The following is a 22332-nucleotide window of genomic DNA, read 5'->3' as shown; positions in this document are numbered from 1 at the left end:
ATCGGTCCGGCAGGCTTGCTGGAGGGATCATGTCTGTCTCCACCACCCCGCCTAGGCTAAGCTCCCCACTAACGGGTCGCCGTATCCTCGTGGTCGAGGATGAATATTTTCTCGCCGATGACATCGGCAAGGCGCTGCGCGCGCTCGGCGCGGAGATCGCCGGTCCCGTCGGCCACATCGAGGATGCGGTGGAAATGCTGCACGATGGCGGCGTTCTGGATGCAGCCGTGCTCGACGTGAACATCCGCGCCAAGCCGATCTTTCCCGTCGCCCGAGAGCTTAGGGCACGCCAGGTGCCCTTCGTGTTCACCACGGGCTACGACAGGATCAGCATCGAGCCGGAATTCCAGGACGTGCCGATCTGGGAGAAGCCGATCGACATCGTGGCCATGGTGCAGAATCTGGCGAGCCTCGTCGACGGTCAACCGTCGTCGCCGCAGCCATCGTCGCCTGAACGGGCTGCGCCTGCGGGATGAGCGAGCCGCAACCAAACGGGAATCAGAACAGATGCGCGAAGGCGAGCCAGGCGGTCACCGCCAGGCACAACACAACGGCGACGTAAGGTAGCGCGACGCGCAAGACGGCAAGCCTTTCCGCGTCAGCTCATCATCATCCAGGTAAATGCCGCCACCATCACGAGAAAACCCGTGATCGCGGTCGCGACAAAGGCCTGTTCGATGCGATCCATCGCCATCGCAGCCCCCTTTCCAGCCCGGGCAATGTGACCGCTTCGGGGCCGCCGCGCATTAGGCTATGTGAATCGGCTTTCCTCCTTTTGTCAGTCCGCCGGTTCAGCCGGGCAGCGCCGCGGAAGTTGCGACGACATCGCCCTACGACTTCGCCGTTCCCGGCTCGGCCATCTTGCGATGCTGCCTGGCCAGCATCTCGTTCGGGGTGACGTTGGCGACCGTGCTCTGGATCTTGTTCTTCAGCCCGGTGACGACATCGGACTCGCCGCGCAGCATCGCATCGAACCCCGCCTTGGCGACGTCGTAGGCGCCGTCCTTCTGCTCGGTGCCGACCTTGGTGTCCATCATCCCGGCGCGGCGGAAGAACTCGGTATCGGTGGCGCCCGGCATCAGGCAGGTGACGGTGACGCCGCTGTCACGCAATTCCTCGCGCAGCGCGAACGAGAATGAGTCCAGGAACGCTTTGCTGGCGTTATAGGCCGCCTGGAAACTGCCGGGCGTGAAGCCGGCGATCGAGCCCGTGATCAGGATGCGTCCGGACTTGCGCCGCAGCATCTCGTTGCCGACGCGATGGATCAGATAGAGCGTGCCGGTGATGTTGGTGTCGACGAGGTGCCTGACCCTGGCAAAATCCTGATCGAGGAACGCCCTGCCGAGCCCGATTCCGGCATTGGCCAGCAGCGCGTCGATCGGCCTGTCGCCGACCGCGGCGCAGAGCTTGTCGACGCCCTCGGTGGTGGCGAGATCGGCCTCGACGGGCTCAACGCTGACGCCGAGCCTGCGCAGATCGACCGCCACCCGCTCGATCATCGGCTCGTCAGCCGCGATGACGAGGTTGAAACCCGCCTGGGCGCAGCACCTTGCGAGTTCCAGGCCGATACCGGTGGAAGCGCCGGTGACGATTGCGAGTTGATTGGCGGGCATGAGCGTGTCCTCGCTTGAGGTTGATCACGCCCAATCACTGCCCTGCGCCCTCGTTCCTATCCGCGTCGCGATTTGCGCCAGCCGGTGCAGTGCGAAGAATTTGCGCGCGGCGTTAGCAACCATCGTTCACCCCTCGACTTAGATGGCCAACTGGTTCAGTCGGGAGGACGGAAGGATGAAGGCGCTGGTTTGGCACGGCAAGGAGGACATAAGGTGCGACACCGTCACCGATCCGGAGATCCAGGACCCGCGCGATGCCATCATCAAGGTCACGAGCTGCGCGATCTGCGGCTCCGACCTGCACCTCTTCCACAATTTCATCCCGGGCATGCTGCCCGGTGACATCATGGGCCACGAGACCATGGGCGAAGTGGTCGAGGTCGGCTCCGGCGTCGACGGCAAGCTGAAGAAGGGCGATCGCATCGTCGTGCCCTTCACGATCATCTGCGGCGAATGCGACCAGTGCAAGCGCGGCAATTTTTCCGTATGCGAGACCACCAACCGCAAGCGCCATCTGGCCGACAAAGTGTTCGGACACACGACGGCCGGCCTGTTCGGCTACACCCATTTGACCGGCGGCTATCCAGGCGGCCAGGCCGAATATCTCCGCGTGCCCTATGCCGATGCCACCCACATCAAGGTGCCGCCAGGCATTCCCGACGAGCAGCTGCTGTTCCTCAGCGACATCTTCCCGACCGGCTGGCAGGCCGCCGTGCAATGCGACATCGAGCCGACCGACACCGTCGCGATCTGGGGCTGCGGTCCCGTGGGGCAGATGGCGATCCGCAGCGCCATCCTGCTCGGCGCCAACCAGGTGATCGCGATCGACTGCCTGCCCGAACGGCTCAGCATGGCGGAGGCCGGCGGCGCCACCACCATCAACTTCGAAACCGAGAGCGTGGTGGAGCGGCTGAACGAGCTCACCGACGGCAGGGGACCGGAAAAGTGCATCGACTGCGTCGGCATGGAATCGCACGTGATGGCCTCCTTGCCCGACACGCTGCTCGACCGCGCCAAGCAGATGGTGATGGCGGAAAGCGACCGGCCCCACGTGCTGCGCGAGATGATCTATGTCTGCCGGCCCGGCGGCATCATCTCGGTGCCCGGCGTGTACAGCGGCCTGTCCGACATGCTGCCGATGGGCGCGTTCATGAACAAGGGCCTGACGATGCGGACCGGCCAGACCCACGTCAACCGCTGGACCGACGACCTGCTCCGTCGCATCGAGGAGGGCGAGATCGATCCCTCCTTCGTCATCACCCACACCGTCCCGCTCGAACAAGGACCGGAGATGTACCAGGTGTTTCGCGACAAGCGCGACTCCTGCGTTAAGGTCGTGCTGAGGCCCTGAAGGAGCAAGCCATGTTTCATTTCTCCAACATCGTCCGCACCAAGGGCGATCCGAAAATCGTCGAGGGCGGGCCGAGCCTGAAGCGGCCGGAGGATCAGCTCGCCCGCGCGCTCGGCTGGTTCAGCATCGGCCTTGGCGTCGTCGAATTCTTCGCGCCGAGACGCGTCACGGAAACGCTGGGCATGGAAGGCCATGAGACCATGGTCCGCGCCTTCGGCGTGCGCGAGATCCTGGCCGGGATCATGTCGCTGTCAGTCGACAAGAACGCCGGCCTGTGGGCCCGCGTCGGCGGCGACGGTCTCGATGCCGCCGCGCTGCTGTCGGGGCTGACAGCCGACAATCCCAAGAAGGGCAACATCGCGCTGGCGCTCTTGATGGTCGGCGGCATCGCCATGCTCGACTACCGCGCCGCGCAGGACACCAAGCCGAGGCGGCCGCCGCGCGAGGCACGGCGCAAGCTGTATCCGAACCGCAGCGGCTTCCCCAAGGGCATCGAGAGCGTCAGAACGGCGGCCAGGCAGATCGCAGCGCCCGCCGATAATGAGGTGAAGCAAGGCGATGAGCGTCGAGTCCCGTGATAAAGCTGCGTGGTGGGAATCCGCCGTCATCTACGAGATCGCACCGATCTCCTTCCAGGACTCCAACGGCGACGGCAAGGGCGATCTCGCCGGTTTGCTGTCGCGCATCGACTACCTGAAATGGCTCGGCGTCGACGCAGTCTGGCTGACGCCGATCTACAAAAGCCCGTTCCGCGACCTCGGCTACGACATCTCCGACTATTGCGCGATCGATCCTGCCTTCGGCAGCCTCGAGGATTTCGACCGGCTGCTCGAAGCTCTGCACGCCGAAGGCATCCGGCTCATCCTCGACCTCGTCCCCAATCACACCGCCGATGATCACGAATGGTTCGTCGAGAGCTCCAGCTCGCCCGCCAGCGCCAAGGCAGACTGGTACATCTGGGCCGATGCGGCCGAGAACGGCGGGCCGCCCAACAACTGGCTGAGCCGCTTCGGCGGCAGCGGCTGGGAATGGTGCGAGGCGCGGCGGCAATACTATTATCATTCCTTCCTGGTCGAGCAGCCCGACCTCAACTGGCGCAATCCGCAGGTGCGCGGCGCGATCGCGGGCGTGATGCGGTTCTGGCTCGACCGCGGCGTCGACGGCTTTCGCGTCGATGCCAGCGCGGTCCTGATCAAGGACGAATTGCTGCGCGACAACCCGCCCAATCCGGCGGCCGGGAGCAAGCCGCCGCCGCAGCGCCAGACGCCCGTCTTCACCGACGACCGGCCGGAGACGATGGATTGTATCGAATTCATCCGCGAGGTGATCGACGGCTATCGGGGGCGCATGCTCTGCGGCGAAGTCCAGGGCAAGGCCGACCGCATCGGCCACTTCTACGGCAACGACAAGCCGCGCCTGCATCTGCCGCTCAGTTTCGCCCTGCTCGACTCGCAATGGGACGCTCTCTCGCTGCAGGCAACGATCGATGCGTATTTCAACGCCATCCCAGAGCACGCCTGGCCGGTCTGGGTCGTCGGCGGCCACGACAGGCAGCGGGTCGCCAGCAGGATCGGCGAAGCGCAAATGCGCGTGCTGGCGATGCTGCTGATGACGCTGCGGGGAACGCCGTTCCTCTTCATGGGCGACGAGATCGGCCGCAAGCGCGTGCCCATTCCACCCGACCGCGTCCATGATCCTTTCGAGAGGCTGGTGCCGGGATATGGCCTCTGCCGCGATCCCGAGCGCGCACCGATGCGATGGGACGACAGCCCCGACGGCGGCTTCACCACGGGCCGTCCGTGGCTGCCGCTGGAGCCCCCGGATGGCGCGGCCAATGTTGCCGGGCAGCGGCGCGACGAGCATTCGATCCTGGCGCTGTTTCGCGCGCTGATCACGCTGCGGCGCGAGCATGCGGGCCTGCATCACGGCGGACACGAGCCGCTGCGCGCGCAGAACGACGTTCTCGCCTACAAGCGGACCGACGGCCGCAACGAATTTCTGGTCGCGCTCAACATCGCCGCCGAGCCGCGCAAATGGCACTGGCTGGGCCGCGGCCGCCTGCTGATGTCGACGCATCTCGACCGGCCGCCGGAGCCGTTACCGGATGCTTCCATCCTGCTCCGGGGCAATGAAGGCGTGATCATCGCGCTCGATCCGCGCTGAAGGCCGCGAGGAACCATCCGCGCGGCAGAGCGTCTGATCAACGCCTCCGACGTCCCCCCTGCCGGAGGCAGACTGCACGAAACCGCAACCCCGGCGCTCACCGCCCCTTCAGGCGCCGGGGTTAGCGGCGTGGGTCTGGGAGGCAGGTCACCTTGGAGACAGCCATTTGGAAACTAGCCATGGGCAAGACAAAGGGACTTCAGCAACGCATCGTCGGCAAGACCAGGCAAGCCGTCGGCGAGATCATCGGCGACCAGGATCTGCACGATGACGGCAAGGCCGAGGCCGAGCGCGGCCGCGACGAACGGGACAAGCCGAGCGAGCTCAACCCGCTGAAGAAGCTCAAGCAGCTGACGTGAACGCAGAGCCGCGACCAGCACTTGCCAACGCAGCGCGGCGCACTGACGAAGGCCTGTCGCGGGTCACGGGGAGACGACGACGTTCGCGCTGGATTGCCGCCGCCGAACTCGGCCTGATCAGCAGCACCTTCTCGACCATCGTCAGCCAGCTGTTCGCCGCGCGGATCGGCCGCGATGCCGCGGTCGACTGGATGACGGTCGCCGCCATCCCCGCGCGCGACTGGGCGATCAGCGCGGAGCCGTCATGGAGTGCGGTCCTGATCGGGATCGCCTTTCATCAATGGGCGGATTTTTCCTGGGCGCTGGCGTTCTTCGGTGTGCTCGGACGCTGGACCGCCGAGTTGCGGCCGGCGACCATCCTGCTGCTCGCGCTGCCCTGGGCCGCGTTCTCGTCGGCCACGGAATGGTTCGTGCTGGTGCCGCTGTTTCCGTTCTGGCAGCCGCAGTTCACGCTGCAGCAGCCCTATTGGATCGGCCTGCTTGTTCATGGCACCTCGGCCCTGATGTATCCCCTGTTCGCCCGGTTGCGCTGGAGGCGCGGCGCTGCAGCCGAGCGCGATATCCGTTTCACCAATGCCTGGATCACCGGTGCGCTGGCTGTGATGGCCCTGCTCGGCGTGATCGCGCTATTCGGCAGCCACGGCTACGAGCCGCCCTGGATGGGCCGCGACAGGGATGCGGACCAGACCTATATCCGTCACATGACGGCGCATCATGCCCAGGGCATCGAGCTGGCCCGGATCGCCATGGAGCGCACCCAGGACCCGCATCTGCGCAAGCTCGCGATGCTGATGGTCGCGAGCCAGGCCGGCGAGAGCCGGATCTTCGAAAACTGGTGGCTGAGCTGGTTCGACACGGAGATGCCCGACTGCAGCACCGAAGAGCGTGCCGCCATGCCGGGCTTCCTGACTCAGGCCGAGATGCGACAGGTCAAGGCCGCGCCGGTCGACCGGTTCGACGCGGTGTTCGTCGAGACCATGAGCAAGCATCACATGGGCGCGGTCAGGATGGCCGACCGGATGTGGCGGAGTAGCGGAGACCCGCGCCTCCGCATCATGGCGCATGCCATTCGCCACGCCCAGCAGGGCGAGATCGCGCTGATGCACGATGCGAGCGGCATTTCGGCGGTCGCCACGGCCGTCCGCAACATGCTCGCCGACAACGTCAATTGAGCGCCCCTACTCGCGCCAGAACTTCGCAAGCTCCTCCGCGGTCACCAGGTCGACCTGGCCGTGAAACCGGGTGCGATACATCGTCATGAGCGCGTCGTGCCCAACGTCGGACGAGCTGCACAATGCGTCCTCGACGATGACGACCCTGAAGCCGAGATCGACCGCGCTCAGGACCGTCGAGAGCACGCAGACGTCGGTCTCGGCGCCCGAGATCACGACGGTGCCGACGTTCTTGTCGATCAGCCGGCCCGCAAGCGCGGGATTGCTGAACGCGGAATAGGCCGGCTTGTCGATCATTGCAGCCGGCGGAACGAACTTGCTCAACGCGGGCACGAGCTCGAGCGCGGATGGCGGCAGATGCTTGCGCGTTGCCTGGCTCCAGCGATGAAAATAGCGCCGCCACTGGCCGGGACGGTCTTCCGGATCCTGCGGCGTGATGAAGCGCGTGAAGATGGTTCTGGCCTGGTGGCGCGCAACGATCGAGACGATCGCCGGCAGGACCCGCTCCATCCACGGCGTCGCCCACAGACCACCGGGGGCGAAAATGTTCTGCATATCGATGCAGAGGTGAACGGCCTCCCTGACCTCGGCCACTTCCGACGTGCTGTCCCTCATCGTCCTCCACCATCAAGCGCATTCGGCGATCCATTGCGAATGCGAAGGCGAAGGCTTTGGTTCCGAACCGCCGCGGTGCAGAGGCAGACCTGGAACTCGCTCCGCGCGGTCACGCCGGCGTTGCGGTCGGCGCCACGTCGAGGCGAACCGCAATCCCATTCAGCTCCGGGCTTGGCGCCGGGTAGAGCTTCATGACGAGCGGATCATGGCCGGGGACGATGTGGTCCGCATCAGGTGCCGCGGCGCGCAGCTTGTCGAAGCCCACAAGCATGTCGCCGACATGAAACGCCGTCGTGAACGGACGCTCGCTGGTCATGTTCTCGTAGAAATGACTGACGTCGGAGGCGAGCACGACAGGGCCGCGGCATGTGTTGACGCGGACGAATTGGAGACCGGCGGAATGCCCGCCCGCCGCATGCACCGTCAGCCCGGGCGCAATCTCGGCATCGCCGTCGTAGAACAGCACCCGGCGTGCGTAATTCAGCCGCACGATCCCGCAGACGTCCTCGACCTCGAACGAATGCGACAATCTCGGATATTGCATATAGCGCCCGGTGGCATAGGCGAGCTCGCGTTCCTGCAGATGAAATCGCGCGTTCGGAAATCGGTCGAAATTACCGACATGATCGTAGTGCAGATGGGTGAGGATCACATCCCCGACGTCGGCAGGGTCGATATCGAATGCGGCAAGCGTCTCGACCGGGCAGCGCAGGAAATTCCGCCTGCGCTGCCTGGCCACTTCCGCGTTGAACCCGGTGTCGATGACGAAGCTGCGCCCGCCTCCCCGCGCCAGCCACATGAAATAGTCCATCGGCATCGGCCCGTCATGCGGGTCGCCGCCGATGAAGTGCTCGCTCCGCTGCGCATCCCGCGTTGCGTAGCGGATGGCGAAGAGCTCGTAGTCCGGGTCAGCCATGGGATTCGCTCAGGAACCGGCCGCGTCGACCTCATTGAAGGCCTCGCGCGCATTGCGGAAGGCGTCGATGCCGGCGGGAACGCCGCAATAGACCGCGACCTGGAGCAGGATCTCCTTGATCTCCTCCTTGGTCAGCCCGTTCTTCAGGGCGCCCTTGACGTGCAGCTTCAGCTCATGCGGCCGGTTCAGCGCGCCGAGCATCGCCAGATTGACGATCGAGCGCGTGCGCCGGTCGACGCCGGGCCGCGTCCACAAGGCACCCCAGCAGAATTCGGTCGACCATTCCGCCATGGTGCGCGTGAACTCGTCGGCCCCGGCAATCGACTTGTTGACGTAGTCCTCGCCGAGCACCTCCTTGCGAACCTTGAGGCCTTTTTCGAACAGTTCGGTCTTGCTCATGATCGTCCCTTTCAGGTCTTGAGAGAGTTGAGTTGGAAGTTGATTAGCGCGATGCCGGTCGCAGCGATTGCAGGAGATTGCCGACGTCGTCGACCGAATCGAGCCGCCAGACTGCGTCGATGACACGGTCCGCATCCCAGTCGCTTCGGCCGGTCCGCACGGCCTCGCGCAGCTTGGCCTCGAGGTCGCGATCTGTGAGCGGCGCAGCAAGACTGCCACGCGGCGAAATGACGGTCTCGGTGAGGACCTCACCGGACGAAAAGCGCAACGTCACGCGCGCGGCACCATCGGGGATCTCGCTGTCCAGCTCCGCCCTCACCTTCTGCCGCAGCTGCGCGATATCGGGCCGGACCACCGTCTCACGCGCGAATTCGGCCACCCCGGCCGTGCCGAGCAATAATCCGCACGCCACGCAATGATGGATGCTGACGCGCGCATCGCGCTCGTTGTTGACCGGGCGATCGCCGCGGGCAAGCAGCAGCGCCGAGCCCTGCACAATCACCAACTCGATCTGGTCGACGCGTCCAGCGATGCGCTCGCGCAATGAGAGGCAGGCGTCGATCACCGCGTGAAAGACGATGCCGGCGGGATAAGGCTTGTAGGTGTTCTTCGCGATCTCCCAGGTCTTGCCGAGACCATCGAGCAGGCAAGCAATATCGGGCTCGTCTCCCGTGGTGCGCGCCCAGCCGAGCGGGCCTTCGATGGCGCGGGGCGCCGCTTCATAGCCCTGCTGCGCAAGCAGTGCTGCAAACAATCCGTTCCGCGCCGCGTTGCCGACGCTGACATTCTTGGCTGCACTGGGCAGGTTCTCGACATTGCCCGCCGACTGGCTCGCCGCGAGCCCGATTGCATTCGCAATCCCCTCCGCGGGCAAGCCCAGTAATTTCGCGCAAGCCGCCGCTGCACCAAAAATCCCGCAGGTCGAGGTGATGTGCCAGCCGCGCGCGTAGTGGCGCGGCGAGACTGAATTGCCGATGCGGCATTCCACATCCACGCCGAGAATGAACGCGGTCAACACCTCCCGGCCCGACAGCTTGCGCATCTCCGAAAGCGCCAATATCGGCGCAGCAACCGGCGCGGCGGGATGAATGATCGTCTCGGGATGGGTGTCGTCGAAGTCGAGCAAATTGGCCGAGATGGCATTGAGAAATGACGCACACAACGCATCCATCGGCTGCGAGTGACCGATGACCGTCGATGTCGCGGCCCCGCTGAACGGCGACAGCGTGCGCATCGCCGCCATGACGACGGGATCGCGCGCGGAGCCGAGCGCCGTCGCGAAGAAATTGAGAATCGATCGACGCGCCTCAAAGCTCTGCGCCTTCACCTCCGCCCAGGACGAAGCAGCGACGAAATCGGCGAGCGTCTTGCTCACACTCGGAATTGGGACTTGCGGCACGCGGAGCGTCTTCCTCGTTTTCCCGAACCTTATGCCGATCCGCGGCAAACTGTCGACCCTAAATGTTATGCTTGACAGCTTGTCTGACAATCATAACAATCCGGCCCGTTGGCGCGGGATCCCCCGCTGCCACGACGACGGCGGCCGAGACGACCGGCCGGCGAACGCGTTCGACCAACGAGATGAAGAAGGCGCACCCGTCACGGGATCGCGCGACAGGGAGTAGACGATGGCGGGAGAGATTCTCGGCGTAATCGGCACGGGCCGCATGGGCGGCCCGATGGCGGGACGATTGATGGACGCGGGCTATTCGCTCGTCGTCTATGACACGCAGGCCGAGGCGACTCAGCCGCTGGTCAAGCGCGGCGCACTCCTCGCCAGCTCGCCGGCCGACGTCGCTTCACGCTCCGACATCGTGCTCGCCAGCCTGCCGACGCCCGACGTCGTCAAGGCCGTTGCGCTCGGCCAGGACGGCATCAGCAGCGGCAACCGTGCGAAGATCGTCATCGATCTCTCGACCTCTGGGCCCGGCGCAGCGAAGTTCGTTGCCGAAGGCCTGAAGGCCAAGGGGATGACGCTGGTGGATGCGCCCGTGAGCGGCGGCATCAAGGGCGCCGTCAACGGCACGCTGGCGGTGATGGTGTCCTGCCCGCAGGCGACCTACGACACCGTGCAGCCGATCCTGAAGAACTTCGGCAAGCTGTTCTACACCGGCGACAAGCCGGGCGTGGCGCAGACCGCCAAGCTCGCCAACAATCTGATGGCAGCCGCCGCACTCGTCATCACCTCGGAAGCCGTCGCGATGGGCGTCAAGGGCGGCGTCAACGCAAAAGTGCTGATCGACATCATCAACGCCAGCAGCGGCCGCAACAGCGCCTCCGAAGACAAATTCCCCCGCGCGGTGCTGCCCGGCACCTTCGATTTCGGCTTCGCTACCGGCCTCTCCTACAAGGACGTCCGTCTTTGCGTGGACGAGGCCGAGGCGATGGGCGTGCCGATGGTCTGCGGCGCGGTGGTGCGGCAGATGCTCGCGATCACCAACGCCAAATACGGCGCCTCATCCGACTTCACCTCGATCGCCAAGGTGCTCGAAGAGTGGGCCGGGGTCGAGATGCGCGGCTGATCGCGCAGCCTTTCAGGGAGAACGACCGGCGATGACGACCGGCCCGACCGTATCAAGCAAGGTCCCGCTCGCGCGCCAGATGGCGCGGAGCGTGCTTGCGCTGGATATTGGTTATTTCGGGCCGGACGTCATCGCCAAAGCAAAACTCTGCCTGCTCGACTTCCTGTCCTGCGCCTTCGAGGCGGGCCATCATCCCTGGAGCCGCCAGGCGATTGCGATCGCGCAAGCCGGCGACAGCGCAACGATCATCGGGACGTCGCAACTCTCCTCGCCAGCCGACGCAGCTTTCGCCAATGCGGTGATGGGGCACGGTCTCGTGCGCGAAGACATGCATGCGGCCAGCATCGCGCACCACGGCGTGGTGATCTGGCCGGCCCTTCTCGCGCTGTCCGAACAAACGCCGCTGCACGGCGCCGGACTGCTGACGGCAGCCATCATCGGCTATGAGACCGGCGCAAGGATCGGCCGCGCGCTGCTGACCTCGGACCTCGCACGCCTCTATCGCCCGACCGGCCTCGTGGCCCCCTTGGGCGCCGCGCTCGCGGGAAGTTTTGCACGCGGCCTTTCCGAGGACCAGGCCACCAGCGCGATCGCGATCGCGGCCAATACCTCCAGCGGGCTCAACGAGTGGCCGCATGCCGGTGGCTCCGACATGTATTTCCATCCGGGCTTTGCAGCCAGCAATGCGATCAAGGCAATTGGCCTGGCCGCAGCCGGCGCCTTCGGCTCGGAAACCATACTGGAGGGTGAAGCCGGCCTGTTCGCCGCTTATCGCCGCCAGGCCGCGCCGGACAGCATCGCGCTGTTTCCCAATGGGGAGTGCGAGATCATGGCCGTCTACAACAAGCCGGTGCCGGCCTGCAATTTCGCGCAGACCGCCGCGCAAGCAGCGCTACGCGTTTCGCACGAACTCGCCAGCGCGGAGGAGATCGACCGGGTCGTCATTCGCGCGCCGGATGCCGCGGTTCGCTATCCCGGCTGCGACTCCATAGGTCCCTACCGCAATGCGCTTCAGGCCAAGATGAGCATTCCCTTCAGCGTCGCGGCGACGCTGGCGCGGGGCGAGATCGAGGAAGACAATTACGCCGAGCTCGACGATGCCGACATCATCCGCCTGATCTCGGTGACCGAGCTCAAGGCGGAAGCCGGCTTCACCGCCGCCTTCCCCGGCAAGCAGGGTGCGGAAGTGTCGGTGCAGCTGCGCGACGACCGGACCATCCGGCACGCTCTGCCCGACGTCATTGCCGCGACACCTGCGGATATTCGCGCACGCTTTCGCAGCTCGGCAGCGGGAGTCCTCGGTGAGGACCGCGCGCATCGGCTCGAGCAACTCATCGACGATTGCGAGCAGCTCGGCAATGCAGGCGACATCGCCGCGCAGTGCCGCCTGAACGCAACGGAACGGGCTTTACGATCGGCATCATGAGAAGTGCCGGAGAGTACGGGGGAAACATGGTCGATCTCGAGACCAGCTTGGAATTGTCAGCGGCGCGGAGGCGGGGCTGATGGAAGGATTCCTGCAAGCGCTCGCCGCGGGGCTTTTGATCGGCGCCGTCTACGGCCTGATGTGCGTCGGGCTCGGCCTGATCTTCGGCGTCATGCGCGTCATCAACTTCGCCCATGGCGATTTCATGATGCTCGGCATGTACACCGCCTTCTATCTCTTCACCGCCGCCGGCATCCAGACATTGTTCGGCAATGCCGTCGGGCCGTTCGTCGCCATCCTGCTGGCCGGGCCGGTGCTCGCACTGTTCGGCTATTTCGTGCATCGGGCGCTGATCTCGCACGTGTCAGGCACGCGCACCGCCTCGCTCGAAGGCGAAGGCCATTACGCCCAGCTCATCCTCACGCTCGGCATCGCGCTGATCCTGCAGAACGGCGGCCTCATCGTGTTCGGCTCCGTGCTGGCCTCGATCCGCACGCCGCTGTCGAGCTCGGCCTGGGAGCTCGGGCCCTTCTTCGACATGAGCATCTTCCTCAACAAGGCTCGCAGCATCGATATGATCGTCTCGCTGGCGATCATGGTCTTTCTGTCGCTGCTGATCACGCGCACGCGGATCGGCAAGTCGCTCCGCGCCGCCGCGGACAATCCGACGGCTGCGACCTATATGGGCATCGACGTCGACCGCGCGCATCGCACCGCCTTCGCGCTCGGCTGCGGCATCACCGCGATCGCCGGCGGCCTGCTCGCCACCAACTACCCGTTCCACCCCTTCGTCGGTCTTGAATACGTCATCGTCATGTATGCCGGCGTCGTGCTCGGCGGCATGGGCAGCATCATCGGCGCGTTCTGGGGTGGCATGACGATCGGCCTCGTGCAGCAGATGTCGACGCTCATCCTGCCGACGCAATTGCAGAACGCCGCGATCTTCGCCGTCTTCCTCCTCATCATCTTCTTCCGTCCGCAGGGCTTCTTCGGGCGCATGGTCGAGAGGACGTGACCATGCTGCGGATGCGCTCCTGTCTGCCTCCCCTGCTCTTCACGCTCGCCTATGCGGTCGTGTCGCTCGGCGTCACTAACTCCTACTATCAGCTGATCCTGACGCTGGTCCCGGTGTGGGCGGTGTTCGGGCTGTCGTGGAACCTGCTCAGCGGCTACACCGGCCTGATCTCGTTCGGCCATGCCGCCTTCTTCGGGATCGGCGCTTACGCGACCGCGCTCGGCCAGATCTATTTCGACATCTCGCCCTGGCTGCTCATCCCGGTCGCCGCCATGCTCGGCGGCATCGCCGGGCTCCTGATCGGTTTTCCGACCTTCCGCCTGCAGGGCCACTACTTCGCCTTGGCAATGCTCGCCTACCCGCTCGCCATTCTCTACGTGTTCGAATGGCTCGGCTTCCAGGAGGTGACGCTTCCGATCAAGCGCGAGGCGCCGATCGCCTACATGCAGTTCGCCGATCCGCACCTCTACACGCTGCTTGGGCTGGCGCTCATGCTCGCCACCATCGTTCTGACACAGGTGATCGAGCGATCCCGCTTCGGCATGGCGCTGCTCGCGATCAAGCAGAATGAGGCTGCGGCCGAAGCCGCCGGCATCAACACGCTGGCCTGGAAGCTGCGCGCGATCACGCTGAGCGGGGCGATCGCCGCCGCCATCGGCGGGTTCTACGCGCAGGTGCTGCTGGTCGTGACCCCGGCATCGGTGTTCGGCATGCTGGTGTCCGCGCAGGCGCTGACGGTCGCGATGTTCGGCGGCGTCGGCACGGTCTGGGGCCCGGTGATCGGCTCGGTGATCCTGATCCCGCTCGCCGAGATCCTGCACGCCGAAGCCGGCGCGCGCATCCCCGGCATTCAGGGCGTCATCTTCGGCATCGCCATCGTCTGCGTCATCCTGCTCGCGCCGGAAGGCCTGTTCTGGAAGCTGCGCGACCTCCTGCGCAAGCGCACCGCATCCAAGGCGGCGGTCAGTGATACACCGGAAGCAGCAGCTGCCAACGTGACGGCCCTGAAGCCGGCTGCGCGACAGCGTGCCGCCACCGGCGAGGTCGTGCTCGAAGTGAAGAACCTCTCGCGCTCCTTCGGCGGCCTCAAGGCCGTGCAGGACGTCAGCTTCAGGCTGCACAAGAACGAGATTCTCGGCATCATCGGGCCCAACGGCGCCGGCAAGACCACGCTGTTCAATCTCCTCAACGGCTTCCTCAAGCCGAGCCAGGGCGAGGTGCTGATCGACGGCCGCAACATGTCGGGCCAGCGGCCGCACGTGATCTGCGAGGCCGGCATCGGCCGCACCTTCCAGGTGATGCGGCCGTTCCTGCGCATGTCGATCCTCGACAATGTCGTGGTCGGCGCCTATGTGCGCGCCCGCACCGACGATGAGGCGCGCAAGATGGCCGCCGACGCGGTCGCCCGCGTCGGGCTCTCTGCCGTCGCCGACCGCGTCGCCGGAGAGCTCTCGACCAAGGAGCTGCGGCTGATGGAGCTCGCCCGCGCGATCGCCGGCCAGCCGCGCATCCTGCTGCTCGACGAGACGCTCGCGGGCCTCGGCCACGGCGAGGCCGACGAGGTCGTCGCCGTGATCCAGCAGCTCGCGCGCGACGGCATGACCATCGCGATCATCGAGCACACCATGCAGGCGATGGTCCGGCTGGTCGACAGATTCCTCGTGCTCGACCACGGCGCCGTCATCACCGAAGGCCTGCCGGAAGTGGTGACGCGCGACAACCGCGTGATCGAGGCCTATCTCGGCAAGAAATGGGTGGGCCATGCTGCGAATTGAGCGATTGAGCGCGGGCTATTCGGCCAAGCCCGTCCTGAACGACGTCTCGATCAATGTCGGCGCGGGCCAGTTCGTCGCGATCGTCGGACCCAACGGCGCCGGCAAGACCACGCTGTTCAAGACGATCTCCGGCATCGTCAAGCCGAGCGGCGGCGCGATCACGTTCGACGGCGTCGATCTGCTCGCGGTGCCGCCGCCACAGCGCGCCCATCTCGGCATCGCCCACGTCCCGGAGGGACGCCAGGTCTTCCCGTCACTGACCGTGATGGAGAATCTGGAGATGGGCGCGATGACCGAAAGCGGCCGGCGGGACTGGCAGGCCAATATCGAACGCATCTTCGAATGGCTGCCGGTGCTGAAGGAGCGCCGCGATCAATTCGCGGGCACGATGTCCGGCGGCCAGCAGCAGATGCTCGCGATCGGCCGCGGCCTCGCCTCCTCCCCGAAGCTTCTGATGCTGGACGAGCCCTCAATGGGGCTGGCGCCCTCGACTGCGGACTTCATCTTCGAGCGGCTGATCGAGATCCGGCGCCAGTCCGGGCTGACCATGCTGCTGGTCGAGCAGCGGGTCGCGGAAGCGCTGGAATCCGCCGATCACGGCTATGTCCTCGAAGCCGGACACGTCGTGCTCGAAGGCAACAACGCCACGCTGCGCGCCGACGACCGCGTGCGGAAGGCCTATCTCGGCATGTGACGACGATAAAAAAACAGGGACCAGGGAGCAAACAAAATGGACAAGACATCGAAGAGTAAAATATCGACGGGCCTCACGCGCCGCACCGTGCTCTCCGGCGCCGCGGCCGTCGGCCTCGCCGGTGTAGCGCGCGCGCAGGCACCTGGCGAGATCAAGGTCGGACTGATCGTGCCGCTGTCGGGCATCTACACCCGCCCCGGCCAGGTGATGAAGATGGGCGCCGAGATGGGCATCGAGCACATCAACGCGCAGGGCGGCATCAAGGCGCTCGGCGGCGCTAAGCTGAAGCTGGTCGTGATCGACTGCGGCGATACCACAGAAAAAGCCAAGAACGCGGCGCAGCGCATGGTGGCGCAGGAGCCTGATCTGGTCGCCGCCACCGGCTCCTATCTGTCCTCCTTCACGTTGGCCGTCACCGAGGTGACCGAGCGCGCCGAACTGCCGGTGCTGACGCTGTCCTATTCGGACCTGCTGACTGACCGCGGCTTCAAATACATCTTCCAGACCGCCGCGACCGCGAGCCGCCAGTCCGAGCTCGGCCTGCCGACGCTGATGAAGCTCGCCGAGAACGCCTCGGGCAAGAAGCCGAAGACCGTGGCGATGTTGATGGACAACACCGCGACGTCGGTGGCAACCGCCAAGGCTCTCAAGGAGCGGCTGTTCGCGCAGGAGGGCCTCCAGCTCGTCGTCGAGGAAGTCTGGACCCCGCCGCTGTCGGATGCGACGCCGCTGATCCAGAAGGTTCGTTCGGCCAAGCCCGATCTGCTGCTGTTCATGCCAAATGCGGTGTCGGACGCCAAGCTGGGCCTCGAGAAGATCAGCGAGTTCGGCCTCGGCCAGGGCAAGATCCCGACCGTGTCCTTCAGCATCACCATCGCCGAGCCCGACATGCTGCAGAGCGTCAGCCCGGAGACGGTGCAAGGCATCATGACCATCGTCGCCAATTGGGGCTCGAAGGGCCACGAGGCGCTGATCGCCGAGCTCAAGACCAAATACAAGGAGCCCTGGATGACGCAGAACGTCATCTCGACCTATGGCGACATGTGGCTGATGAAGGAAGCCCTGGAGAAGGCCGGCAAGGCCGACCGCAACGCGGTCGCGCAGGCCTTCCGCACCATGGATGCCGGTCCCTCGAAATATTATCCGGGCGGTCAGCTCAAATTCGACGAGAAGGGCCGCCGGGTCGGCGCCGGCGTCGTCATCGTGCAATGGCAATCGGGCGTGCCTGTCACCGTTTATCCGCCCGAGCTCGCGCAGGCGCAGCCGTTCTGGCCGAAGAAATCCTGACAACGTCGCGCAATTTTTCAGGGAGGAGAATTGTCATGACTGCCAAGAGCAAGATCACGATATCGCGGCGAACGCTGCTGGCCGGCGCCTCCGGCACGCTGATCGCGTCCCGCGCCGGCTGGGCGCAGCAACCTTCTGAAGTGAAGGTCGGCCTGCTTGTGCCGATCTCGGGACTCTATGCCCGCCCGGGAACGGTGATGCGCGAAGGCGCCGAGATGGCGATCGACCACATCAACGCGCAAGGCGGCGTCAAGGCGCTCGGCGGCGCCAAGCTGAAGCTCGTGGTGCTGGATTCCGGCGACACCACCGAGAAGGCCAAGAACGCGGCACAGCGCATGGTGGCGCAGGAGACCGATCTGGTCGCGGCCAGCGGCGCCTATCTGTCCTCGTTCACCCTCGCCGTGACTGAAGTGACCGAGCGCGCCAACCTGCCGATGCTCACCCTCTCCTACTCCGATCTCATCACCGAGCGCGGATTCAAGTACGTGTTCCAGACCGCAGCCACGGCGGGATCGCAGGCAGGGCAGGCGCTGCCCCAGATCATCAAGCTGGCGGAGACCGCCTCGGGCAAGCGGCCGAAGACGGTCGCGATCCTCACCGATAACACGGGGGCCTCGATCGCCTCGGCCAAGGCGATGCGCGACGGCCTGCTGGCGGAGAACCAGCTGCAGCTGATCGTCGACGAGACGTTCACGCCGCCGCTGGCGGATGCGACATCGCTGGTGCAGAAGATCCGTTCGGCCAAGCCCGATTTACTGTTCTTCCTGCCGACCGTGATCTCGGACGCAAAGCTGCTGCTCGAGAAGATGAACGAGTTCGGCCTCGGCCAGGGCAAGGTGCCGACGATCTCGTTCGGCATCGCGATCGCCGAGCCCGACATGCTGCAGACCGTCAGCCCGGAGCTGCTCCAGGGCGTGTTGACCTGCGTCGCCAGCTGGGGCGCCAAGGGCCATGAGGCGCTGATCGCCGAGTTGAAGACCCGCTACAAGGAGCCGTGGATGACGCAGAACGCGATCTCCACCTATGGCGACATGTGGGTGATCAAGGACGCGCTGGAGAAGGCCGGCAAGGCCGATCGCGTCGCCGTCGGCGAAGCGCTGCGCACCATGGATGGCGGCCCCTCGAAATATTACCCGCTGGGCGAGATCAAGTTCGACGAGAAAGGCCGCCGCGTTGGCGCGGGCATGACCATCGTACAGTGGCAAGCCGGCATTCCAGTCACGGTGTTCCCGCCCGAACTCGCCCTGGCAAAACCGTTCTGGCCCAAGAGCTGACCTAAGAGCTGACAACGCCAAACCAAGAAACGGAGACCACAATGGACAAGGCGACCTACGACCGCGGCCTCGAAATCCGCAAGAGCGTGCTCGGCAACGAATTCGTCGACAAGGCGATCGCATCCGCGGACGACTTCAACCGGCCGATGCAGGATCTGACCACGGAATATTGCTGGGGTTACGTCTGGGGCCGCGAGGGCCTCACCCGCAAGACACGCAGCTTCCTCAACCTCGCAATGCTCTGCGCGCTCAATCGCCCGCACGAGCTGAAGACCCATGTCCGCGGCGCGCTCGCCAATGGCGCGACCAAGGAGGAAATCCGCGAGGTCTTCATGCAGGTCGCGATCTATTGCGGCGTGCCGGCGGGCGTCGATGCCTTCCGGAACGCGAAGGAAGTCTTCGCCGAGCTCGACAAGACGTAGCGGAGCGTGGCTGCGATGAAGGACAAATGGGCACTCGTGACCGGTGCGACCGCGGGCCTCGGCTTCGCCGTCGCGGAAGGCCTTGCCGGCGCGGGCGCCAATATCGTCCTTCACGACCTCGCTCAGCCGAAACAGGCCGCAGATGATCTGCGCGCCCGCTTCGGCGTCGAGGTCATCGCAGCCGGCGCCGATCTGTCCCGGCGCGAGGCGATCGAGCCCATGATGGCGGATCTGCTCTATCGCTGCGGCGCCATCGACATCCTCGTCAACAACGCCGTCGTGCGGCATTTCTCTGCCATCGACCAGTTTCCGCCCGAGCGCTGGGACCAGGCCCTCGCCGTCAATTTGTCGGCGCCGTTTCACCTCATCCGCCTGGCGCTGCCGGCGATGAAGCAGCGCGGCTGGGGCCGGATCATCAACATGGGCTCGATCTATTCAAGCCGCGCGGTCGAGGACCGCATCGACTACGTCACCACCAAGACAGCGATCGCAGGCATGACCCGCGCGGTGGCCATCGAGACGGCGCGCAGCGGCATCACCTGCAACACGCTCTGCCCCGGCACGCTGCCGACGCCGGCCATCCTCAACAAGATCGCGACGATGGCTTCGAGCAGCAATCGTCCGGTCGACGACGTCACCCGCGACTATCTCGGCGAGCGCCAGCCGACGCAGCGCTTCATCGAAATGGATGCGGTCGCCGCCATGGTCGTCTTCCTCTGCGGTCCGGCCGCAAACGACATCACCGGCGCCAGCCTGCCGATCGACGGCGGTTGGTCGGTTGCATGAGAACTGGAATGGGAGTGCTGCGATGACTGAACAATCGGGACAAACCGTCGTGCTGACCGGTGCCGCCGGCGGTATGGGACGGGCCATCACCAAGGCGCTGCTCGACAGCGGCCGCCGCGTCGTGCTGGTCGATCGCGACGCCAAGGCGCTGCAGGAATTCGCGGCAACGTGCGGCGACGCGGTATTTCCGATCCAACTCGACATCAGCGACGCCAAGGCTGTGGATGCCCTGCCGAACGCCATTCCCGCCCGCTTCAAGCCGGTCGAAATTCTCATCAACAATGCCGGCCACGACATCGGCGGCCGGACGCGCTTCGACATCGGTTCTGCGGACGACTGGTCCAACATCATCCAGACCAATCTGATCGGCCTGATGCGCGTGACGCGCGCGATCCTTCCCGGCATGGTCCAGCGCAACGCCGGCCATGTCGTCAACATCAGCTCCATCAACGCGGTGCGGATCGTGCCCGACATGGCGGCGTACAGCACCAGCAAGGCGGGCGTGCACATGTTCACCGAGACCGTCCGGGGCGAGCTGGCGGACACCGCGATCCGGGTCACCGAGCTGCAGCCCGGCCTGACCCGGACCAATATCATCCTGACTCGCTACCGCGGCGATCAGCAGAAGGAAAAGGACTATTTCGACCAGTTCAGGATGGCGCTCGATCCGGCCGATATCGCCCGCTCCATTGTCTTCGCCCTCGACCAGCCCGCCCACGTTCAAATTGCCGAAATGATGATTCTGCCTGTAAACCGGTACTGAGTTTTCCCGAACAGGACCCGGACATGGAAAGACGCCGCGAATTGCAGTCGACACTCCGCATCGAGGACGTCCCGACCGTCCGGGCGATGGTGGCGCAGAAGCTGCGTGAGGCGATCATGTCGGGAACGTTGAAGCCGGGCCAGCGCCTGGTCGAGCGCGAGCTTTGCGAGATGATGGGCGTCAGCCGCCCCTCGATCCGCGAAGCGCTGCGTGCGCTCGAAGCCGACGGGCTGGTCAATACGGTTCCGCACCGCGGCCCCGTCGTGTCCACGATCAGCCTCGAAGAGGCCCGGCAGCTCTACGCGGCACGCGCGGTGCTCGAGGGCTTCGCCGGCCGCGAATGCGCCAGGCTTCACGACCCCGAGGTCGCGCGCCGGATCGGCGACGCCCTGACACGGCTGAAGGCCGCCGCCGCCAAGCAGGACCTCGTCGGCAGCCTCGAAGCCAAGACCGATTTCTACGCGGCGCTGATCGGCGGCTGCCGCAATGCCTTCATCGAGCGCATGCTCAAGCCGCTGCACGATCGCATCCAGCTGCTGCGGATCACCTCGATGTCGCAGCCGAAGCGGATCAACAAGAGCCTTCGCGAGGTCACCGCGATCTGGCGCGCGATCCAGAACGGCGATCCGGATCTCGCCGAGCGTTGCTGCGTCGACCACATCAATGCGGCTGCGGTGGCCGCGCTCGACATGATCGAAAAATCGTCGGCGGCCAAGGAGGCGGCGCCTTCCGACGACTAGAACAACGCCGCCAGGGAGTGTTCGATGAAGTTTCTCGTACGATCGCTGATCCTGTTCCTCCTGCTCTGCCCTCGCGATGCGGCGATCGCCGACGACTACCCCGCCCGCCCGGTCACGGTCATCGTGCCGTTCTCCGCCGGCGGTCCCGGCGACGTCATCGCGCGTATCCTCGGCAGCGCCATGAGCGCGACACTGAAACAGTCCATCGTCATCGAGAATGTCGTCGGTGCCGGCGGCACGCTCGGCACCAACCGCGTCGCCAAGGCGGCCGCGGATGGCTACACGCTGCTGCTGATGCATGTCGGCCAGGCCACCGCCCCTGCCCTCTATGCCAAGCTGCCGTTCGACCCGGTCGGCGACTTCGCCCCGATCGGGCTGGTCACCGACGTCCCGATGATCCTGGTGGCGCGGCCGAACTTTCCGGCCAAGGATCTCACCGAGCTGGTCACGCACATCCGCAATGCCGGTGACAAGGTCACTTTCGGCAATGTCGGTCTCGGCTCGGCCTCGCAGCTCTGCGGCCTGATGTTCATGAGCGCCACGGACACCAAGCTCACCCCGATCTACTACAAGGGCGGCGGGCCGGCGCTGAACGACGTCATCGCTGGCCATATCGACGTCTATTGCGATCCCGCGACAGGGCCGACGCCGTACATCCAGTCGAAGACGATCAAGGGCTATGCCATCACCAGCAAGACGCGTGTCGCGACGCTGCCTGATGTGCCGACCTCGGCTGAAGCCGGCGTTCCCGAGTTCAATGTCACGACCTGGTACGGTCTCTACGCACCGCGCGGCACGCCCAAGCCCGTCGTCGATCATCTCGTGGGCGCACTGCAGACGGCGCTGAAGGATCCCGCGCTGATCAGCCGCTTTGCCGAGCTCAGCATGGCGCCGGTCGAGCCCGAGCGCGCGACGCCGGAAGCTCTCGAGACGTTCCTGAAAGCCGAGATCGGCAAATGGGGACGGATCATCAAAGCGGCCGGAATCGAGCCGCAGTAGGTTCGCGCCACGTTCTGATCAACGTGCAGAAATATCCGAGA

General features: G+C 65.4%; 23 protein-coding genes. 18 read left to right on the top strand and 5 right to left on the bottom strand.

Annotation, left to right across the window (positions count from 1 at the left end; translation table 11 throughout):
* The first annotated feature begins 29 nt into the window (after window positions 1-29).
* On the top strand, window positions 30-476 hold the full coding sequence (locus GGD66_RS23360; RefSeq protein WP_049814996.1) for a response regulator: 447 nt from the start codon (window positions 30-32) through the stop codon (window positions 474-476).
* 354 nt (window positions 477-830) lie between these two features.
* Here the strand turns inward: GGD66_RS23360 and GGD66_RS23355 are convergent, their stop codons facing one another.
* The gene (locus tag GGD66_RS23355; RefSeq protein ID WP_092260016.1) at window positions 831-1613 is read right to left on the bottom strand and encodes an SDR family oxidoreductase; all 783 of its coding nucleotides are present in this window, start codon (window positions 1611-1613) and stop codon (window positions 831-833) included.
* Between the two features lie 175 nt (window positions 1614-1788).
* Between GGD66_RS23355 and GGD66_RS23350 the strand changes: the two genes are divergently transcribed.
* The 5 genes from GGD66_RS23350 (at window position 1789) to GGD66_RS23330 (ending at window position 6658) form a co-directional block, all read left to right on the top strand.
* Entirely contained in the window at window positions 1789-2964 is a 1176-nt protein-coding gene (locus GGD66_RS23350; RefSeq protein WP_183234540.1) for a zinc-dependent alcohol dehydrogenase, read from the top strand.
* An 11-nt stretch (window positions 2965-2975) separates the two neighbouring features.
* Window positions 2976-3542 (top strand): hypothetical protein, encoded by a 567-nt coding sequence (locus GGD66_RS23345; RefSeq protein WP_183259102.1) that lies wholly within the window; start codon window positions 2976-2978, stop codon window positions 3540-3542.
* Window positions 3523-5127: an alpha-amylase family glycosyl hydrolase gene (locus GGD66_RS23340; protein WP_183259101.1), complete on the top strand. Its 1605-nt coding sequence runs from the start codon at window positions 3523-3525 to the stop codon at window positions 5125-5127. The genes GGD66_RS23345 and GGD66_RS23340 overlap by 20 nt, the downstream gene beginning before the upstream one ends.
* Before the next feature lie 179 nt (window positions 5128-5306).
* Window positions 5307-5486 (top strand): hypothetical protein, encoded by a 180-nt coding sequence (locus tag GGD66_RS23335; protein ID WP_018320614.1) that lies wholly within the window; start codon window positions 5307-5309, stop codon window positions 5484-5486.
* Window positions 5483-6658 (top strand): DUF305 domain-containing protein, encoded by a 1176-nt coding sequence (locus GGD66_RS23330; RefSeq protein WP_183259100.1) that lies wholly within the window; start codon window positions 5483-5485, stop codon window positions 6656-6658. Before GGD66_RS23335 ends, GGD66_RS23330 begins: the two co-directional genes overlap by 4 nt.
* Window positions 6659-6664: 6 nt before the next feature.
* Here GGD66_RS23330 and GGD66_RS23325 read toward each other — a convergent pair whose 3' ends face one another.
* The 4 genes from GGD66_RS23325 to GGD66_RS23310 form a co-directional block, all read right to left on the bottom strand.
* Complete coding sequence (locus tag GGD66_RS23325) at window positions 6665-7273, bottom strand: cysteine hydrolase family protein (RefSeq protein WP_183259099.1); 609 nt, start codon at window positions 7271-7273, stop codon at window positions 6665-6667.
* Between the two features lie 109 nt (window positions 7274-7382).
* Window positions 7383-8189, bottom strand: coding sequence for an N-acyl homoserine lactonase family protein (locus GGD66_RS23320; RefSeq protein WP_183259098.1), 807 nt, complete (start codon window positions 8187-8189; stop codon window positions 7383-7385).
* A gap of 9 nt (window positions 8190-8198) precedes the next feature.
* Entirely contained in the window at window positions 8199-8588 is a 390-nt protein-coding gene (locus GGD66_RS23315; RefSeq protein ID WP_008557256.1) for a carboxymuconolactone decarboxylase family protein, read from the bottom strand.
* A gap of 43 nt (window positions 8589-8631) precedes the next feature.
* Window positions 8632-9987: an MmgE/PrpD family protein gene (locus GGD66_RS23310; protein ID WP_183259097.1), complete on the bottom strand. Its 1356-nt coding sequence runs from the start codon at window positions 9985-9987 to the stop codon at window positions 8632-8634.
* A 229-nt stretch (window positions 9988-10216) separates the two neighbouring features.
* On the opposite strand from GGD66_RS23310, the gene GGD66_RS23305 reads away from it, so the two are divergent.
* From GGD66_RS23305 to GGD66_RS23250, 12 genes are all read left to right on the top strand, one after another.
* Complete coding sequence (locus GGD66_RS23305; RefSeq protein WP_183259096.1) at window positions 10217-11110, top strand: NAD(P)-dependent oxidoreductase; 894 nt, start codon at window positions 10217-10219, stop codon at window positions 11108-11110.
* A gap of 31 nt (window positions 11111-11141) precedes the next feature.
* Window positions 11142-12536: an MmgE/PrpD family protein gene (locus GGD66_RS23300; protein WP_183259095.1), complete on the top strand. Its 1395-nt coding sequence runs from the start codon at window positions 11142-11144 to the stop codon at window positions 12534-12536.
* A 79-nt stretch (window positions 12537-12615) separates the two neighbouring features.
* Entirely contained in the window at window positions 12616-13551 is a 936-nt protein-coding gene (locus tag GGD66_RS23295) for a branched-chain amino acid ABC transporter permease (protein WP_092260030.1), read from the top strand.
* 2 nt (window positions 13552-13553) lie between these two features.
* Window positions 13554-15326 (top strand): ABC transporter permease subunit, encoded by a 1773-nt coding sequence (locus GGD66_RS23290; protein ID WP_177237276.1) that lies wholly within the window; start codon window positions 13554-13556, stop codon window positions 15324-15326.
* Complete coding sequence (locus GGD66_RS23285) at window positions 15313-16020, top strand: ABC transporter ATP-binding protein (protein WP_018320622.1); 708 nt, start codon at window positions 15313-15315, stop codon at window positions 16018-16020. Before GGD66_RS23290 ends, GGD66_RS23285 begins: the two co-directional genes overlap by 14 nt.
* 36 nt (window positions 16021-16056) lie before the next feature.
* Window positions 16057-17307 (top strand): ABC transporter substrate-binding protein, encoded by a 1251-nt coding sequence (locus tag GGD66_RS23280; protein ID WP_018320623.1) that lies wholly within the window; start codon window positions 16057-16059, stop codon window positions 17305-17307.
* Window positions 17308-17342: 35 nt separating this feature from the next.
* The gene (locus GGD66_RS23275; RefSeq protein ID WP_183259094.1) at window positions 17343-18581 is read left to right on the top strand and encodes an ABC transporter substrate-binding protein; all 1239 of its coding nucleotides are present in this window, start codon (window positions 17343-17345) and stop codon (window positions 18579-18581) included.
* 41 nt (window positions 18582-18622) lie between these two features.
* Window positions 18623-19003 carry a carboxymuconolactone decarboxylase family protein gene (locus GGD66_RS23270; RefSeq protein WP_179738530.1) on the top strand — a complete coding sequence of 127 codons (381 nt, stop codon included), beginning with the start codon at window positions 18623-18625 and terminating at the stop codon, window positions 19001-19003.
* A gap of 15 nt (window positions 19004-19018) precedes the next feature.
* Entirely contained in the window at window positions 19019-19789 is a 771-nt protein-coding gene (locus GGD66_RS23265) for an SDR family oxidoreductase (protein WP_183259093.1), read from the top strand.
* A gap of 22 nt (window positions 19790-19811) precedes the next feature.
* The gene (locus GGD66_RS23260; protein WP_183259092.1) at window positions 19812-20552 is read left to right on the top strand and encodes an SDR family oxidoreductase; all 741 of its coding nucleotides are present in this window, start codon (window positions 19812-19814) and stop codon (window positions 20550-20552) included.
* Window positions 20553-20575: 23 nt separating this feature from the next.
* Complete coding sequence (locus GGD66_RS23255) at window positions 20576-21292, top strand: GntR family transcriptional regulator (protein WP_018320628.1); 717 nt, start codon at window positions 20576-20578, stop codon at window positions 21290-21292.
* A gap of 24 nt (window positions 21293-21316) precedes the next feature.
* Window positions 21317-22291, top strand: coding sequence for a tripartite tricarboxylate transporter substrate-binding protein (locus GGD66_RS23250; protein WP_183259091.1), 975 nt, complete (start codon window positions 21317-21319; stop codon window positions 22289-22291).
* The last annotated feature ends 41 nt before the right edge of the window (window positions 22292-22332 follow it).

Source organism: Bradyrhizobium sp. CIR48 (genome assembly GCF_014198315.1).
GTDB lineage: Bacteria > Pseudomonadota > Alphaproteobacteria > Rhizobiales > Xanthobacteraceae > Bradyrhizobium.
This window is presented reverse-complemented; position numbering and strand designations above follow the sequence as displayed.

Coding starts and splice junctions, on each gene's coding strand:
- GGD66_RS23360 (WP_049814996.1), top strand. CDS start 30: ATGTCTGTCTCCACCACCCCGCCTAGGCTAAGCTCCCCACTAACGGGT.
- GGD66_RS23355 (WP_092260016.1), bottom strand. CDS start 1,613: ATGCCCGCCAATCAACTCGCAATCGTCACCGGCGCTTCCACCGGTATC.
- GGD66_RS23350 (WP_183234540.1), top strand. CDS start 1,789: ATGAAGGCGCTGGTTTGGCACGGCAAGGAGGACATAAGGTGCGACACC.
- GGD66_RS23345 (WP_183259102.1), top strand. CDS start 2,976: ATGTTTCATTTCTCCAACATCGTCCGCACCAAGGGCGATCCGAAAATC.
- GGD66_RS23340 (WP_183259101.1), top strand. CDS start 3,523: ATGAGCGTCGAGTCCCGTGATAAAGCTGCGTGGTGGGAATCCGCCGTC.
- GGD66_RS23335 (WP_018320614.1), top strand. CDS start 5,307: ATGGGCAAGACAAAGGGACTTCAGCAACGCATCGTCGGCAAGACCAGG.
- GGD66_RS23325 (WP_183259099.1), bottom strand. CDS start 7,273: ATGAGGGACAGCACGTCGGAAGTGGCCGAGGTCAGGGAGGCCGTTCAC.
- GGD66_RS23320 (WP_183259098.1), bottom strand. CDS start 8,189: ATGGCTGACCCGGACTACGAGCTCTTCGCCATCCGCTACGCAACGCGG.
- GGD66_RS23315 (WP_008557256.1), bottom strand. CDS start 8,588: ATGAGCAAGACCGAACTGTTCGAAAAAGGCCTCAAGGTTCGCAAGGAG.
- GGD66_RS23305 (WP_183259096.1), top strand. CDS start 10,217: ATGGCGGGAGAGATTCTCGGCGTAATCGGCACGGGCCGCATGGGCGGC.
- GGD66_RS23300 (WP_183259095.1), top strand. CDS start 11,142: ATGACGACCGGCCCGACCGTATCAAGCAAGGTCCCGCTCGCGCGCCAG.
- GGD66_RS23295 (WP_092260030.1), top strand. CDS start 12,616: ATGGAAGGATTCCTGCAAGCGCTCGCCGCGGGGCTTTTGATCGGCGCC.
- GGD66_RS23290 (WP_177237276.1), top strand. CDS start 13,554: ATGCTGCGGATGCGCTCCTGTCTGCCTCCCCTGCTCTTCACGCTCGCC.
- GGD66_RS23285 (WP_018320622.1), top strand. CDS start 15,313: ATGCTGCGAATTGAGCGATTGAGCGCGGGCTATTCGGCCAAGCCCGTC.
- GGD66_RS23280 (WP_018320623.1), top strand. CDS start 16,057: ATGGACAAGACATCGAAGAGTAAAATATCGACGGGCCTCACGCGCCGC.
- GGD66_RS23275 (WP_183259094.1), top strand. CDS start 17,343: ATGACTGCCAAGAGCAAGATCACGATATCGCGGCGAACGCTGCTGGCC.
- GGD66_RS23270 (WP_179738530.1), top strand. CDS start 18,623: ATGGACAAGGCGACCTACGACCGCGGCCTCGAAATCCGCAAGAGCGTG.
- GGD66_RS23265 (WP_183259093.1), top strand. CDS start 19,019: ATGAAGGACAAATGGGCACTCGTGACCGGTGCGACCGCGGGCCTCGGC.
- GGD66_RS23260 (WP_183259092.1), top strand. CDS start 19,812: ATGACTGAACAATCGGGACAAACCGTCGTGCTGACCGGTGCCGCCGGC.
- GGD66_RS23255 (WP_018320628.1), top strand. CDS start 20,576: ATGGAAAGACGCCGCGAATTGCAGTCGACACTCCGCATCGAGGACGTC.
- GGD66_RS23250 (WP_183259091.1), top strand. CDS start 21,317: ATGAAGTTTCTCGTACGATCGCTGATCCTGTTCCTCCTGCTCTGCCCT.